This is a genomic window from Kitasatospora sp. NPDC054795, from assembly GCF_053611565.1.
The window spans coordinates 1-12417 of record NZ_JBSHAP010000123.1 but is presented as its reverse complement, the minus strand read 5'-3'; the positions used below and the strand labels follow the sequence as shown (position 1 = coordinate 12417).

Below are 12417 nucleotides of genomic sequence, written 5' to 3'. Positions count from 1 at the left end.
GACGGTGGTGCGCCACGATGACGCGATGGACGACACCCAGGCGATGGTCGACTTCCTGCGCGACAAGTACCGCCGCAGCATCCAGACGAGCGAGAGCATCCACAGCGCGGTAGTCACCGGCCGCATCCCCGCCCTGGACGGCGACCGCCGCAAGTACGCCGGCTTCACCCTGCAGTCCGTGCACGAGGCCCGGTCGATGCTGGATCTGTTCGAGACCACCATCGTGGCCCACCTCGGCACCGCCGGCCCCATGGGCGCCATCGCCGAGCAGCAGCTGCGCATCCTCGCCCGACCGTTCCTGTAGCCGCGGCCGACGCGTTCCCTGGGCCGACTGCGGGAATGAGCCGGACATGGACGAGAACCAGGAGCGGACCGACCCGGTCTCCGCAGCGCACGCCCGCATCACCGCCGAGGCCTGGCGCCGGAACGTCTCCGTCGGCCGTGACGCGATCGCCCGGCAGCGCGCCGCCCAGCTCGGCATCGGTGCGCTCGCCCTCGAGGCGGTGCCGGCCTACGTCTCCGACCGCCAGGCCGAGAACGCAGGCCTCGCCCGCCTCGCCAACGACATCGGCATCACCACCGCCGAGCTCCTCGCCTGCCGCCGCTACGCCATCTCCGGGGACGTCCGGGCGGTGGACGGCTGGTAGTCCCGCCTGGCCCGGGGTTCCTCAGGCCGGCTGCGCCTCGGGGTCACGGGTGCACAGGTGGGCGGTGGGGCAGGCTGGGCAGCCGCGGGCGTCGACCAGGTCGGCGACGGCGTCGAAGAGCTCCCGGGCGCGTTCGACGGATCCGACGCCCTCGAAGCCGGCGTACTCCTCGGCGGTGCCGGTGGTGCCCTCGGCCAGGTGGGAGCGCAGGTAGGCGAGCGCGGCGCACTCCTTGGCACCGAGGGTCTGCGGGTCGCCGGGGATGCACGTCTTGGGGACCAGGTCGCTGGCGATGTCGCCGCCGAACAGCCACGGATCGCCGGGCTTCGCGGGCCGGCCGACGACGACGCGCAGCACGGTGTCGTCCTCGCCGTCCGGCTCGACGAGCAGCATGCCGGCGGCGTGGAGCTCGTGTACCGCATTGCGCACGTCCGTCACCTCGGCCGCGCCGCCGAACATGTCCGCGAGTTCACCGGCGGGCAGGTTCCCGACGCTGCCGTCGGGGCGGCGCAGCCGCAGGACGCCACGGTCCAGGGCCATGTCCAGCCACACGGCCTGCAGCGGGATCTTCGGCCCGTAGGCGGGGCGCAAGCCGGTCAGGCGCCGCATGAGGTCGACGGCCTGGGGGCTGAGCCTGGGGTCGGCGGCGGCCTGTTCGGGGTCGAAGCCGGCGGCGGGGGTCATCCACTGGTCGTAGCCGGGCGGCTGGAGCTGCTGCAGGGTGTATCCGGCGGTGGCGCGCTCGCGGCGTGGCTTGCCCGGCTTCTTGCGTCCCATGGTGGTGTCCTCCCGGCTCAGCGTGCGGCGACGAGGCCTGAACACCCGCCGCAGCCGCATGATTCCCCCGGGTAGCAGCCTCGGGCGGACAGGCCGGAGCCGGCCAGCTCTTCCGGTCCGTGGCCGGAGGAGGCCGGGTCACGAGTCGAGTCGCCGCCGGACGCCGTGGGCGCTGGGGGTGGGGTGTCCCGTCCCGCGGCTGGTCGGCCTGCCGTCGGTGAAGCCTGCCTTCTCACGGCCGAACAGATCGGTACACCAGCGGTGTACCGGCGGTGTACGATCGCGGTATGGCTGATGCGACGATCAAGGTTTCCCCTGATACGCGTGACCGGCTGGCCGCCCTCGCGGCGGCCAGCGGCACCACGATCGGCGCCCAGGTGGCCCGGCTGGTGGAGCAGCAGCCCACCGCGGAGCAGATCGCGGAGCGCGTGGCTGAAGGCCGCCGGCTGCTGCGGGAGCACTTCGGGATGACCCTCACCGACCCGGAGCTGGACGAGGGCCCGGACCTGCTGCAGCGGGTCTACGGCATCGCCGCGGCGGACGCGCGCGCCAAGGTCGCCCCGAGGCGCAGCGCGTGATCATTCTGGATTCCAGCGCCCTGTCCGCGCTGGCCGCCGGTCACCCGCGCCTGCACCGGATCGTGGACGCCGCTCTGCACAGCCCGTTCCAGCATCTGCTGGTGCCGGTGCTGTGCCTGGTCGAGGCCGAGGTCAAGGACCAGGGGACGGCGCACGCGCTCCTGGCGCTGCCCTCCCTGGAGTTCGAGCCGCTGGACGCGAGCACGGCCGTGGTGGTGGCGACCATGGTTCGCGACGGGTACGGGGGCCAGGACCTGGCGCACGCGATCACGGCGAGCCTGCCCACCCCGGTGCGCCCGCAGCAGCACCTGATCCTGACGGCCGATCCGGAGCTGTATCCGCCTGGGATCGTCACTGTCGACATCGACGACCCTCGCCTGGAGCCGTAGGTGCAGTTGGCGGGAGCCTCCCGGGACGACCTCGACCCGGGTGACGGTGCGCGGATCCTCGCCGAGGAGATCCTGCCCTCCGTGCTGCGCGGGGCCGTGCCGCAGGATCGGCCGGTGGTGGTGTTCGTGGCGGGGCAGCCCGGCAGCGGCAAGACCACCCTAGGGGACCTGCTGCACGCCGTCCTCGATCTGCGGGGTGGCGCGGTGCGCGTGGGCGCCGACCTGTACAAGGCCGCGCACCGGGACTACGAGCGGCTGCTGGCCGAGGACGTGCGCACTGCCGGTACGGGGGTGCGGGCGGACACGCGCCGCTGGCAGGCCGCCGTGGAGGAGCGGGTGCGCGAGGGCCGGTTCGACGCTCTGGTGGAGACCGCGCTCGCCGACGGCGACGAGGTGCGCGCGCAGACGGCGGCCTACCGGGCTGCCGGGTACCGCATCGAGGTGGTGGCGCTGGCCTGCGCCGAGGCGTGGAGCCAGCTGGGCGTCCTCGCCCGCTACACCGAGCAGGCGGTGGCGACGGGCGCGGGCCGGTACGTGTCCTGGGAGAACCACGACGCGTGCGCGGCCGCGCTGGTGACGACGCTGCGGGTGGTCGAGGAAGAGATGCTGGCCGACCGCGTCACCGTGGTGCGGCGCGGCCTGGTGCCGCTGTACGGCAACGAGCTCGTCGACGGCGCCTGGGCGCGAACGCCGGGCGCGGCGCGGGCGGTGGAGGCGGAGCGGGCCCGGTGGTGGGGGGCTGCGGAGAGCGCGGGCTTCCAACGGGAGCTGTACCGGGCCGGGCGGGCGCTGGTGCGCGCCGAGGACCGGGTTCCGGCCGACCGTGTGCTGGCAGTGGCCCGGGACGCGAGCCGGGCCGCCGCGCTGTCCGAGCCGGTGCGCCGGATCGCGCAGGCCCTGCGCCGACCGCCGGGCGTCGACTTCCACCGGCTGTCCCCGGCCGAGCACCGCGAGATCTTCGACCTCGACATCGTGCCCCTCCTCCTGGACGGCGCTGTCCCCCAGGAGCGGCCGGTGGCGGTGTTCGTGGTGGGCCAGCCCGGCGCGGGCAAGACCGGCGCCGCCCTCTTGGTCAAGCGCGCGCTGCGCCCGGGCGCGGTCCACCTCGTCGGCGACGACCTCAAGATGCTGCACCCGGACTACTTCGACCTGCTGCGCTGCGAGGCGCGCGAGGCGGGGGCCGCGATCCGCGCGGACTACAAGGCCTGGTTCGCCATGGCGCAGGCGTACGTGCGCGAGCGGCGCGGCGACATCGTGGTCGAGACCGCCCCCGGCAGCGCCCGGGAGGTCCTGGCCGACGCCGAGGCGTTCCATCGGGCCGGGTACCGCGTCCAGGTGCTGGCTCTCGCGGTGCGCGCCGCCGACAGCCGCCAAGGCACCGCCCACCGCTACGCGGAGGCCGAGCGCCACGGAATTCCGGCGCGGTTCACGACGGCGGCCGGGCACGACCGGTGCTTCGAGGCGGTGGCCGACGTGGTCGAGCAGGCCGCTTCCTCAGGCGTGGTGGACGAGCTGGTAGTGATGGGCCGGGACGGGCGGGCCCTGTGGCGCCGGGGCCGGTCCGGCGCGACGCCGGGGTGGGCACTGGCTGCCGAGCGGGCCCGGCCCTACACGGAGGCGGAGGCGCGGCGCTTCCTCGCGGTCCAGACGCGGGTGCGCCGGGCGCTGCCGCAGCACCGCGCGGAGGTGGAGCAGATCGCGGCCCTGGCCCGCCCACTCCTGCTGCCCCTGCTCCAGCCATCGGCCCTGGACGTGCCGACCGCCGGGCCGGTGCCCGCCGTGCGGGTCGCCTGAGAGCCGGTCAGCCCCTGTCGGTCAGCTCCAGGGCCGCCGTGTAGTGGGCGGCCAGGCGGGCGGCTTCCCCGGCGTCCACGCCGGCCCTGAGCCGGTGAAGGTCGGCCATGGCCCGCTGCCGGGCGTTCACCAGAGTGTCCAGCTCCGCCGGGTCGGCGCCTTCCCTCACTGCGGGGCGCAGGTCGCGGATGCCCGAGCTGTACCGGGCCACCAACGCGTTGATGGCCCACACCGCGCGGTCCCACTCGTCGGCGGGCCCCGGCGGGCCGAAGCCGGCCGACGGGCTGGTGTTCTCGGCGGGGCCGTCCTCAGGACGGGGGTCGGGCACGGTGGCACCACCTCGGATCGGAACTGTCACGGTCGCCGCCAGTCTCACACGCCGCCGGTGCCGCCGGCGCCGCACCCGATCGGCCCGCCTGGGCCACCGGCCGTCAGCCGGCTTCCCTCGGCGCCGAAGCCAGCTCCGGCCGGTACCGCGGCCGGCGGGCAAGGGCGTAGGTTGATGGCCGGTCAGACGGACAGGGAGAGGGCACACGTGGCACGGGACCTGCGGGCGCTGTTCGGCTCGAACAACCAGGCACTGGACGCGGACGAGGCGTTCACCAACCGCCAGGCCCAGTGGGAGGCCGTCGCCTCCGCGCTCACCGACCACCTCGCCCGCATCGCCGCCCCGGGCTTCGACGTCCAGGACCTGGAAGCGCCCCGGCACAACGTGCTGGTCTTCCACGGGGTCGGCGGCATCGGCAAGACCACCCTGTCCCGCAAGCTGGAGGCCGCCCTCGCCGACACCGCCCGGCGCCCCGCCCAGTGGGGAGAACCCGCCTGGCCCGCCGGCTCCCGCCTTCTTCCGGTGCGCATAGACCTCGCCCGCTCCGCCGGCACCGACATCGAGCAGCTCGTCCTCACCCTGCGCCTCGCACTCGCCCGCCACGTCGGCCGCGCGCTGCCCGCCTTCGACATCGCGCTGCGCCGCTACTGGGACACCGTGCACCCGGGCGAGCCGCTGGAGGAGTACCTGCGCCGCCGCGGCCTGGCCGCGATGGCGGGCGATGCCCTGCCCGGGCAGATCAAGGGGGCCGTCGGCGAGGCCGCCCAGCAGCTCGCCCTGCCGGGTGTCGTCGGCTCCGCCGCCGGCCAGGTGGCCGCCGCCCTGGTCACCGCGCTGCGCCAGCGGCACGAGAAAGCGCGCGCCCTGGCGGGCTGTGTGCGGCTGGCGGACCTGCTGGAGGCCGAGCCGGACGTGGAGGCGCTGTCGTTCTACCCGCACCTGCTGGCGTGGGAGATCGCCCGTCTGCCCGCCAAGCACGCCGTCGTGCCGGTGGTCCTGCTGGACGGCTTCGAAGACGTCGGCGACCGCACCCACCGCGACCTGGAGCGCCTGGTCCAGCGCGTCGTCTGGCTCATGCCGAACGCCTTGTTCATCGTCACCGGCCGCTCCCGCCTGCAGTGGGCCGACTCCGCCCTGCAGGGCCAGCTCGACTACACCGGCCCCGCCGCCTGGCCCCACCTCGCCCCCGCATCCAGCCCGCTGCTGCCCGCGGCCCGCACCCCGGCCCCGGCCGCCGGACCGCGGCAGCTGCTGATCGGCGACTTCTCCCCGGAGGACTGCGAGGACTACCTCGCCCACCGCCTCACCCACGACGGCCGGCCCCTCATCCCCGCCCCCGTCCGCGCCGTCATCGCCCGCCGCTCCCACGGCCTTCCGCTCTACCTCGACCTCTCCGCCCTGCGCTTCCTGGAGATCCGCCGCACCCGCACCCCGGCCCCCGGCGACTTCGAAGCCGACTTCGCCGCCCTCGTCGCCCGCACGCTCCAGGACCTCACTGCGGACGAGCGGCACGTCCTGCGCGCCGCCGCCCTCCTGGACGCCTTCGACGTCCCCCTCGCCACCGCCGCCGCCGGCATGAGCCACGACGCGCCCGCCCTGCGCCTGGTCGAACGGCCTCTGGTGCGCGAAGACCCGACCGCGCTGTGGCCGTACCACCTGCACGCCCTGGTCCGCTCGACCCTGCGCGGCGCCGACGACCGCACCGACGACCGCTGGTCCGACCAGGACTGGCGGCGCGCCGCCGGCCGCGCCCACACCGCCCTCGGCGACCAGTGGAGCACCACCGCCGGTGACCGTGCCCTGCTGATCGGCTGCCTGCGCCAGGGCCTGCGCCTGGCCCGTGACCACCGCCTCAACCTCGGCTGGCTCGCCGCCGCGGCCTGGGCCTACGTCTCCGACTCAATCTGGGAACCCCTCGCCCCGCCCGCCCCCGCACCGGCCGGGCAGCCCGCCGTGGGCGGGCCGGGCGGCGTCGCCGTGCTGGACACCCCGGCCGACGCCCTGGTGGAGACCCTCAGCACGCTCGGTGCTCGCCAGCGCGAACACCGCACCCGCACCGCCGACCGCCTCACCCGCGTCATCGACAGCCGCCTGCTGCCCGAGGACCTGACCGACATGGCCCTCTACTACCGGGCCAAGGCCCACCGCGACCTCGGCCGCGGCGCCGCCTCCCGCCAGGGCATGCAGCAGGTCGCCGCCGGCACCACCCGTCTCGCCCCCGCCGCCCGCCGGGGCCTCGTCCACCTCGCCCGCCAGGGCGGCGACTTCCCCACCGCCCTGGCCGCCGCCCAGACCCTCGGCTGGGCCGGACGCCAGCACCGCGTCCTCGGCGACCTGTGGTGGGTCCACGCCGAGATGGACCAGGCCGCCGCCGCCTACCAGGCCGCACGCACCGACGCCGAACAGCACGCCGTCGCCGGCGAGACCGCCACCTCCCAGGCCCAGCTCGCCTTCGTCCGCGCCTTCACCGACCCCGAGACGGCCGACGACGACCTCGACCTCGCCGCCCGGCTCCTCGTCGGCCTCGACCTGCGCGCCACCACCCTCACCACCCGCATCGCCGCCCTGACCCGCGACGCCGGCACCGGCGGCCAGGACTTCCTCGACCGCGTGGCCCTGCTCGACGCCGAGGTCCGCGCCTCCGGCGTGCGCGCCGCCCGCACCACCCTCGCCCTCGCCGTGTGCTTCCACCACGCCGTCCTCGCCGACGACGCCGGCCTGGACACCGCGATCCGCGACCTCGACCAGCTCACCCGCGGCCACGACTACGCCTACTACACCGACATCGCCCACTTCATGGCCGGCCGCGACCTCCAGTTCCCCTCCGGCGCCCGCTGGTACGACGGCGACCAGGCCGTCCGGGAGCGGTGGCGCGCCCTCGTCACCGCCCGGAAAGCGCGAATTCGGTCCGGCGGCCGCTGACAGGCCCCGCTAAGGCCTGCTCTTCACCGCCTCCTGGACCCGCTCGACCGTGGCGAACCACGACTGGACCTTCCGGTCCACGAATCCGACCACCTGGATCATGTCCCGGCGTCGGGCGGCAAGGTCCTCGGTGTGGATCGGTTCGAGATGGGCGATGCGGTTGCGCAGCAAGTGAAGCCGCATCAGTGGCTTCTCCACGGCTTGCAGGTTCTGCTGGTTGGGGAAGGCGTGGCGCAGCGCGTGGACCCAGATGTTGTGGGTGTAGCGCTTGGCGACGAGGTAGCGCCAGAAGCCGAAGTTGAGCTGGGCGACGATGTCGTCGGCGGTGGGGGTCGGCACGGTGGTGATGCCTGTGCGTCGGCAACGCGCGCTTATCGCCTTCTGGGCCCGGTCCCGCGCGGTCGCGATGTCCCGGCACGCCTCGGTCGTCAGGTCCGGCGGGGGTGTGGTGAGCCAGCTGTCACCGCCGCGGTTCCGTTTGGCGTGCCAGGCCTCCAGTTCCCCGTGCAGGGCGTTGCGGACGACGACCTCCACCAGGTGGAGGGCCTCGTAGGTCGCGCCGGAGGCGGCCACGTTCCACTGGTACAGGCGCAGCGCGGCGTCGTGCGTTCCTGCGGCGGCGAGGTAGGGGCCGAAGCGCGGGGGCGACAGGCGCTGTTCCAGCAGCTGGGGCAGGGTCGTGGATTGATTCATGGTGGCAGACATCGTATTCTTGTCGCGAAGACCCGCCTGGCCTCTGCTTGCAAGCTACCGGGTTGCTGAACGTTAAAGCCTCCTGACCAGGTCGGGGGGCTTTTTCATTTGGGGGATGCGCTCCGGCGGCCGGTGCGTCACGATGACGCGATGAACGGCACCCAGGCGATGGTCGACTTCCTGCGCGAGCGGTATCGGCGCGAGATCAGTACGAGCAGAGGCATCCACGATGCGGTTGTCGACGGCCGGATACCGGCGTTGGGAGGCGACCGCGAGAAGCACGCCCGTTTCACGCTGCAGTCGGTGCACGAGGCGCAGTCGATGCTGGACCTGTTCGAGAACACCATCGTGGCCCACCTCGGAACGGCCGGCCCTATGGGCGCCATCGCCGAACAGCAGCTGCGGATCCTCGCTCGGCCGTTCATGTAACCGGCGGGACCGAACCTCGTCGGCCCCGTCTCCGAGAAGGGCCTTCACCGCGCCGGGCGGCTCCGAGTGGGCCTCGCCCTTTGGCCATCGCCGCTCCCGGGGCCAGCACCGCCGTCTTGGTCCGCAATCATGCGGCGCGTCTTGGCCGCCGATCCGCGGACGTCGCCGACTCCGGTGCCCGACGGCCGGACGGGAAGCCGCCGGCCAGCGCTGGCTGCCTGGCCGGCTGTCCGCTGTCACGGCCCTTCCCCGGTACTGCCAGGTCGCCTACGGTGGGTCCCCCCGAAGACCGGAGGTCCCCGTGCCGGAAGAACAGCCGACACCGAACTACCGCACCTACAGCTGGGAGGACGAGACCACCGGCACCCGCCACGTCGTCGCCTACGCGAGCGACGAGGAAGCCAGCGACGAACGCAAGGAACAGATGCGGGCCAGGGCACGCCGGGTCCTCACGGGACCGGTGGACGGGCAGGCGGGGCAGAACGCGAGGCCGGCACTGCGACTGGTGCGCGGCGACGGCTCCTGAACGGACTGCGGGTCCACGCCCCTTCGACGACCCGATCATCACCATCTCCTCGGCCGTCCGAGACACGGACCCGCAGCACAGCAAGGACCGTCTGCTCAGTCGACCCGCAGAACCCTGGAGACGTAGATCCGCGGCGGATCCTGGCCTTCGTCCACCACGTACTCCACCAGGCCCAGGTCCCGGCGCAGCGGCGCGGAGTGCATGCCGGGTCGGCCGGGGACGGGCATGCTCAGGTGGGGGAAGGGGTTCTCGCGCAGGTCGACGAGGAACGCCACGACGGCGGAGAACACGTCCGCTGGTGTGCCCGGGTCGCCGAGAAACTCCTCGACGGCCGGGGAGACGGTGATCGGGTCGTACTCGTCGTCCGGGAACCCGTTGTGGTCGCTCACTGGGCCCCGAGTCGGCGCAGGACGGCGGAGGCGGAGGTGCCGGGGGCGGTGCCGGCCTGGACGGCGGCGTGGATGCGGTCGCCCTCCGGGTCGCGGTAGAGCTCCGCTCGCAGCCACCAGCGCTTCAGGACGCCGCCGATCGTCTCGACGTCGGCCTCGCCCATCTCCCGGTAGAACTCCATCCTCTGCGCGGGCGGCAGGGCCGCGGCGACAGCGTCCTGGGTACGCGGGATGGGCTGCCGGCCGTCGTGGTGGCCGTGCAGGGGCGCTGCGCTCACAGTTCCTCCGGGCGTCTCGTGCGGGCGGGACCGGTACCAGTGTCCTCCCTCGGCGTCCTCGGTTGGTACCCGGGGTTCTGAGGGTGCCAGTCAGATCTGTCGGTCCGGGTCGGAGAAGGTCAGACCGCCGGGCGAGAGCCGACGACGGACCGGGGCTGGCACGGCCGCGGTCTCACCGGGCGGCTGGCGGAAATCGGCGCCCTGCTCAACCGGCAGCCGGCGCACGCCGGACTGGGCGGGCAGGAGCACGTCGGCGGCGGGCTCGGAGAAGGCGGGCAGCGAGAGGCTGCGACGGTCAGTCATGATCACCAGTGTCGCAGCCGGGCGGATGCGGGTGGGCCAGACCGCTATCACCGGTGGTAGGGGTCTGGCCCTGGCCATCAGGGCCAGACCGGCCCGTTGTTTCAGATCCCCAGAACAGAACGGTTAAGCCTCTGCTACCACTCTCTCCCGTCCCGAGGCAGGCCGGCCGCGATGGTCTGCGCTCCAACCTGCGGGAACAACACTGAGGCCCGCCGAAGCGGGCCTCAGTGCGGGCTGCGCCCGACGCCGGGTGGTGTGGGTGCAGAACGTTTCAGGGACGCAGAACGTTGCGGTTAACCCTGTGCTACCGGTCAGGCGGGCAGGCTCTCCGTCTGCCGGCTGTAGCGCTGCCGCCGGGCCTCGCGCAGCGACTCGGGATCGGACACCACGATCTCCGGGACGACCGCCAGGCGGTCCGACATCTTGCCGCCGGTGAAGACGGGGTGGAGCTGGTAGAGCGCGTCGTCGATCGGCCAGGCGAGCTTCGTACGCTCCAGGGCCCCGACCGCCTTGTTCACCGACGGGTGGGACAGGGCGAGCAGTTCTCCCATGTCCCGCTGGCTCAGGTTCACGGTGCCGAAGTCGGGGTCGAACCGGGCGAGGAACAGGTGCAGGAGCCGGTGAGCGCTGGCGGTCAGGTCGACCAGCGAGAGCACCTCCAACGCCTCCCGGCTGAGGACGACCGGGGCCGACGGAAGCGGGGCGATGTACGCCATGGTGCTGGTCCTTCCTGATCTCGGGGCTGCCGTGGCCGGCCGCCCGGGTGCGGGCTGGGCCTCAGACGGCGGCGGAGCGCTTGGGCTGGGCCGTCCGGCCGGACGCGCGCTTCATCGGCACGACGTTCTCCCCCACCGCGGCCTGCTTCGCCTTCTTCGCCTCGTCCTTGGCGGCGACGCGGATCTCGCGCCACTCCGCCGGGTGGTCGGGGCCCGGCAGCAGGAAGGTGTCGCCGACGGCGGCCAGCCACTCCTGCTGCACCCTCTCATGATCCCCCGAACCGATGGCGACCGTCAGGAAGGGGTTCAGCTGGAGCAGGCCGCGCCCGGCCGGGCGGATCCAGGGCAGGGAGGAGAAGTACTGCATCGCCTCGGAGACCGTGGCGGGCGACAGGCCGGTGCGGGACTGGAGGTCGCGCTGGGTGGTGCGGACGTAGCCGGGGGTGTTGGGGCGCTTCGGGGTGCCCGAGCCCATCCGCTGGAGCGAGAGCACCTTGCACCAGGTCTGGAACCAGCCTCCCGGGGCGCGCAGGCTGCCGAGCACCTCCAGCATGATCCGCGCGTCGGTGACGTAGCCGAGCACCGGGTCGCCGAGCGAGTCGTAACCGGACTCGAACTCGCGGGACTTGACCGTCTGCACGCGGACGATCACGTTGCCCTTGCGGTCGAGCTCGGTGATCACACGCTGACCCTTGGCGGGGAGCAGGCGGTCGGTCATCGCGGCACCCATCTCTGATCATGAATGGAACGATCAAGACGGTAGCACAGGCTTAACCACGTTGTTTCAGATTTCCAGAACGACACGGTCAAGTCGGTGCTACCGGGTGACTGCCGCCACGCGAGGGTCCGGCAGGGGCCGAGCGGGGAAGGTTTGTTTCAGAGACGCCTAACACCAGCGATCCCTCGTGTTTCAGATCTCTGAAACAGTCCTCGCCAAATAAGTGCAGGTCAGAGGCCGTTTTCGCGGATCTGCTTCTCATCAGTGACAGGAACCCACCGTCGTAACGCGCGCAACACGAGGTGCCGAACGCCCCCGAACTGCGGCTGCCGCTGGCGACTGGGGCATCCGGCGGGCCGGCTGTCCGTGCCGCTGCCGCCGCCCGGGCCGGGCACCGAGGCCGGCCTGCTGGCCTGGGCCGGTCGGCCTCACTGCGCCAGTCATGGAAGTCCGGCTGCCGCCGGACCCGGGCCTTGACGGCCCTTTCCATGCCTACGAGTTCCAGCGGTCGGTGTCCGTGCCCTACCGCTGCTGGCGCTGCGGCCCGGCGGCGGGCGCGGGCACTGGGTGGTCCCGGCCAGCGCTCCCAGGTCGTGAAGGTGGGCAACAAGGTGTTCGTCAGGTGGGTCGTGACGTCGGAACCGGGCTCGGTGGCGGGCAGTACGTGGCGCCGGGTGCAGGCCGGGTCGGCAGGCGGCCCCGCCCGGCACGGGCACCGGCCCGCCTCCTCGATGGCAACTGCCCAGTGCCGGACCGTCCACGGTCCGGCCGGTGCGGTGACGGGCTGACGGCGGGGCCGGCCACGGCCCTGACGGCGGATCCGGCGGCGCAGGGCAGACACCTCACGCAGTCGAGGGGTCAAGTTGATCTCCGCAGGGCTTCGGATGACTCGAACACAGTTGATCTCCCCGGGGCCGGTGCTTGCGCTCG

Annotated in this window: 16 protein-coding genes; 8 read left to right on the top strand and 8 right to left on the bottom strand. The window is 73.3% G+C overall.

Annotation, left to right across the window (positions count from 1 at the left end):
* Positions 1–25: 25 nt before the first annotated feature.
* Both ACWGJO_RS32985 and ACWGJO_RS32980 read left to right on the top strand, forming a co-directional pair.
* Positions 26–304, top strand: a complete 279-nt coding sequence (locus tag ACWGJO_RS32985; RefSeq protein WP_452189398.1) for a hypothetical protein — start codon at positions 26–28, stop codon at positions 302–304.
* Positions 305–350: 46 nt separating this feature from the next.
* The gene (locus tag ACWGJO_RS32980; RefSeq protein WP_452189396.1) at positions 351–647 is read left to right on the top strand and encodes a hypothetical protein; all 297 of its coding nucleotides are present in this window, start codon (positions 351–353) and stop codon (positions 645–647) included.
* Between the two features lie 21 nt (positions 648–668).
* On the opposite strand, the gene ACWGJO_RS32975 is transcribed toward ACWGJO_RS32980, so the two are convergent.
* Positions 669–1424: a hypothetical protein gene (locus ACWGJO_RS32975; RefSeq protein WP_452189394.1), complete on the bottom strand. Its 756-nt coding sequence runs from the start codon at positions 1422–1424 to the stop codon at positions 669–671.
* A gap of 287 nt (positions 1425–1711) precedes the next feature.
* Between ACWGJO_RS32975 and ACWGJO_RS32970 the strand changes: the two genes are divergently transcribed.
* From ACWGJO_RS32970 to ACWGJO_RS32960, 3 genes are read left to right on the top strand one after another with little or no spacing between them, the layout of a single operon-like run.
* Complete coding sequence (locus ACWGJO_RS32970; protein ID WP_452189392.1) at positions 1712–2002, top strand: hypothetical protein; 291 nt, start codon at positions 1712–1714, stop codon at positions 2000–2002.
* Positions 1999–2391: a hypothetical protein gene (locus tag ACWGJO_RS32965; RefSeq protein WP_452189390.1), complete on the top strand. Its 393-nt coding sequence runs from the start codon at positions 1999–2001 to the stop codon at positions 2389–2391. The genes ACWGJO_RS32970 and ACWGJO_RS32965 overlap by 4 nt, the downstream gene beginning before the upstream one ends.
* The gene (locus ACWGJO_RS32960; RefSeq protein WP_452189388.1) at positions 2392–4185 is read left to right on the top strand and encodes a zeta toxin family protein; all 1794 of its coding nucleotides are present in this window, start codon (positions 2392–2394) and stop codon (positions 4183–4185) included.
* Positions 4186–4192: 7 nt separating this feature from the next.
* On the opposite strand, the gene ACWGJO_RS32955 is transcribed toward ACWGJO_RS32960, so the two are convergent.
* Complete coding sequence (locus ACWGJO_RS32955; protein WP_452189386.1) at positions 4193–4513, bottom strand: hypothetical protein; 321 nt, start codon at positions 4511–4513, stop codon at positions 4193–4195.
* Positions 4514–4720: 207 nt separating this feature from the next.
* Here ACWGJO_RS32955 and ACWGJO_RS32950 point away from each other — a divergent pair, with 207 nt between their 5' ends.
* Entirely contained in the window at positions 4721–7435 is a 2715-nt protein-coding gene (locus ACWGJO_RS32950) for an ATP/GTP-binding protein (protein ID WP_452189385.1), read from the top strand.
* A 9-nt stretch (positions 7436–7444) separates the two neighbouring features.
* On the opposite strand, the gene ACWGJO_RS32945 is transcribed toward ACWGJO_RS32950, so the two are convergent.
* On the bottom strand, positions 7445–8128 hold the full coding sequence (locus ACWGJO_RS32945; RefSeq protein WP_452189383.1) for a hypothetical protein: 684 nt from the start codon (positions 8126–8128) through the stop codon (positions 7445–7447).
* 150 nt (positions 8129–8278) lie between these two features.
* On the opposite strand from ACWGJO_RS32945, the gene ACWGJO_RS32940 reads away from it, so the two are divergent.
* Both ACWGJO_RS32940 and ACWGJO_RS32935 read left to right on the top strand, forming a co-directional pair.
* On the top strand, positions 8279–8557 hold the full coding sequence (locus ACWGJO_RS32940) for a hypothetical protein (RefSeq protein WP_359908691.1): 279 nt from the start codon (positions 8279–8281) through the stop codon (positions 8555–8557).
* A gap of 301 nt (positions 8558–8858) precedes the next feature.
* Positions 8859–9083, top strand: a complete 225-nt coding sequence (locus ACWGJO_RS32935; protein WP_452189380.1) for a hypothetical protein — start codon at positions 8859–8861, stop codon at positions 9081–9083.
* A gap of 95 nt (positions 9084–9178) precedes the next feature.
* Here the strand turns inward: ACWGJO_RS32935 and ACWGJO_RS32930 are convergent, their stop codons facing one another.
* The 5 genes from ACWGJO_RS32930 to ACWGJO_RS32910 all read right to left on the bottom strand — a co-directional run bounded on the left by ACWGJO_RS32930 (position 9179) and on the right by ACWGJO_RS32910 (position 11487).
* Complete coding sequence (locus tag ACWGJO_RS32930; protein ID WP_359908686.1) at positions 9179–9472, bottom strand: hypothetical protein; 294 nt, start codon at positions 9470–9472, stop codon at positions 9179–9181.
* Entirely contained in the window at positions 9469–9750 is a 282-nt protein-coding gene (locus ACWGJO_RS32925; RefSeq protein WP_359908683.1) for a hypothetical protein, read from the bottom strand. The genes ACWGJO_RS32930 and ACWGJO_RS32925 overlap by 4 nt, the downstream gene beginning before the upstream one ends.
* Positions 9751–9840: 90 nt before the next feature.
* The gene (locus tag ACWGJO_RS32920) at positions 9841–10053 is read right to left on the bottom strand and encodes a hypothetical protein (RefSeq protein WP_359908680.1); all 213 of its coding nucleotides are present in this window, start codon (positions 10051–10053) and stop codon (positions 9841–9843) included.
* A gap of 311 nt (positions 10054–10364) precedes the next feature.
* The gene (locus ACWGJO_RS32915; protein WP_396246102.1) at positions 10365–10769 is read right to left on the bottom strand and encodes a helix-turn-helix domain-containing protein; all 405 of its coding nucleotides are present in this window, start codon (positions 10767–10769) and stop codon (positions 10365–10367) included.
* A gap of 61 nt (positions 10770–10830) precedes the next feature.
* The gene (locus ACWGJO_RS32910; protein WP_452189377.1) at positions 10831–11487 is read right to left on the bottom strand and encodes a hypothetical protein; all 657 of its coding nucleotides are present in this window, start codon (positions 11485–11487) and stop codon (positions 10831–10833) included.
* Positions 11488–12417 lie beyond the last annotated feature (930 nt).

What these genes read in the sequence shown, in the direction of transcription:
- ACWGJO_RS32985 (WP_452189398.1), top strand. Translation starts at nt 26, where the DNA reads ATGGACGACACCCAGGCGATGGTCGACTTCCTGCGCGACAAGTACCGC.
- ACWGJO_RS32980 (WP_452189396.1), top strand. Translation starts at nt 351, where the DNA reads ATGGACGAGAACCAGGAGCGGACCGACCCGGTCTCCGCAGCGCACGCC.
- ACWGJO_RS32975 (WP_452189394.1), bottom strand. Translation starts at nt 1,424, where the DNA reads ATGGGACGCAAGAAGCCGGGCAAGCCACGCCGCGAGCGCGCCACCGCC.
- ACWGJO_RS32970 (WP_452189392.1), top strand. Translation starts at nt 1,712, where the DNA reads ATGGCTGATGCGACGATCAAGGTTTCCCCTGATACGCGTGACCGGCTG.
- ACWGJO_RS32945 (WP_452189383.1), bottom strand. Translation starts at nt 8,128, where the DNA reads ATGAATCAATCCACGACCCTGCCCCAGCTGCTGGAACAGCGCCTGTCG.
- ACWGJO_RS32940 (WP_359908691.1), top strand. Translation starts at nt 8,279, where the DNA reads ATGAACGGCACCCAGGCGATGGTCGACTTCCTGCGCGAGCGGTATCGG.
- ACWGJO_RS32920 (WP_359908680.1), bottom strand. Translation starts at nt 10,053, where the DNA reads ATGACTGACCGTCGCAGCCTCTCGCTGCCCGCCTTCTCCGAGCCCGCC.
- ACWGJO_RS32915 (WP_396246102.1), bottom strand. Translation starts at nt 10,769, where the DNA reads ATGGCGTACATCGCCCCGCTTCCGTCGGCCCCGGTCGTCCTCAGCCGG.
- ACWGJO_RS32910 (WP_452189377.1), bottom strand. Translation starts at nt 11,487, where the DNA reads ATGACCGACCGCCTGCTCCCCGCCAAGGGTCAGCGTGTGATCACCGAG.